Raw genomic sequence first — 1,346 nt, forward strand, 5'->3', positions numbered from 1 at the left:
TAAGATACTGATTTCTAAGGTCTTATTCAAATTTATTCACGCCTATTTTTCTGATTGTCAAATATTTACACTAGTTATTACCGAACTATTGTAATTACTACGGTTTATTTATTGTAGATTGGGTTTTTTGTAACGTTGCCAGCTGCTTTCCCAACAATAGGTAATCGTTAAGCATTTATCGCATCAATAATATGAGGATAAAGAGCAATCGACACAATTGTCAATACAATCAAGAGTATTATCGTTAACAGAATACAGAATCGCCTCCGTTTTCGGTAGCTCTTGCGCACCGGCAGGTAGTCGATCCAGCTATATGGGTGGTTCCTCGAATAGTCGTCGTTATTACAGAATACCGATATCGAATCAAGGGTTGGCCAATTGGAAAATCGGCGTCGTTTCTCAGCTTGACTTTTTGGGCTATAATCCTTATCTACTTCCATGTTTCACAGAGTTTAAACAATTACTAGATTCATACAAGGAGTTGAAGATACACAAGCATGGCGGCCACGAATAGGAAATTCATGCGGCACTTGCATTTCGGGAATCAGCTAAACTAAGCCTGTTTTGGGGGTTGCCAAACCGATAGGTATACCGTTGGCCAAGAGTTCTGGTTGTAAAAACTGAGGAATGGATGTTTTCTATCGGCTACATAGAGTATTGCTGGCGAATAGAGTATCACATCGAAGTCGATGGAATCCTGATCGGAGTTAACATCTTTTCCCGTATCGTTATTCAATACGGAAGCCTCAATGGAAAAGGGTTCGAAGCTGGTGGTAGATGCAATAAATAGCCCTGCACCGCAATAAATTGCGATGAAAAGGATAATTCTTGCTACCGGTTTTCGAATACATACCATTGATGCAAATCTAGCAATGTTTTTTTGTGCGGGCACAATTATACATACCATTTTGCTTTTAATTGTGGCTAGCAGGCTTCTATTGGCACATACTGTTGCGGGTTTAGCTGGGTTTTATACTATTCTGGTTAAGGGTTAGGATATACGGGCCCACGCAGGTTGCCCTCTGTATCCAATAATAGCTCGAGTATCATTAACGCTTCGTCGTTTGCAAAGGCGAATACCCTAAGATCGCGAATAATCCCTTTAACAAAATGAGTCACATCGAAATTGAAACGTTTCCTTGTGATTTTTTCTGTTGGGGATAACTGGCATTCCACCCACGCATTTATGCTTGCTAAGCAATACCCTCATTTGGGTGGCGAAAAAACGAGTGACAGTAAAACATTAGCAATTGACAGTGGAAACATTTTCAATTGTTAAATATACTATTGCCTATCTACAAGGGCTGCATGAATAATTGACAGTGGAAACAACGACAAGTGACAGC

General features: G+C 40.0%; 2 protein-coding genes. Both read right to left on the reverse strand.

The genetic code is table 11. The features are described 5' to 3' along the window. Positions 1 to 167 precede the first annotated feature (167 nt). Positions 168 to 440, reverse strand: coding sequence for a hypothetical protein (locus tag BLS65_RS18125; protein WP_125869959.1), 273 nt, complete (start codon positions 438 to 440; stop codon positions 168 to 170). A gap of 113 nt (positions 441 to 553) precedes the next feature. Further along, on the reverse strand, positions 554 to 856 hold the full coding sequence (locus tag BLS65_RS17750; RefSeq protein WP_092441119.1) for a hypothetical protein: 303 nt from the start codon (positions 854 to 856) through the stop codon (positions 554 to 556). Between the last annotated feature and the right edge of the window lie 490 nt (positions 857 to 1,346).

Origin of the sequence: Williamwhitmania taraxaci, assembly GCF_900096565.1 — a bacterium.
Lineage (GTDB): Bacteria > Bacteroidota > Bacteroidia > Bacteroidales > Williamwhitmaniaceae > Williamwhitmania > Williamwhitmania taraxaci.

What these genes read in the sequence shown, in the direction of transcription:
- BLS65_RS18125 (WP_125869959.1), bottom strand. Translation starts at nt 440, where the DNA reads ATGGAAGTAGATAAGGATTATAGCCCAAAAAGTCAAGCTGAGAAACGA.
- BLS65_RS17750 (WP_092441119.1), bottom strand. Translation starts at nt 856, where the DNA reads ATGGTATGTATTCGAAAACCGGTAGCAAGAATTATCCTTTTCATCGCA.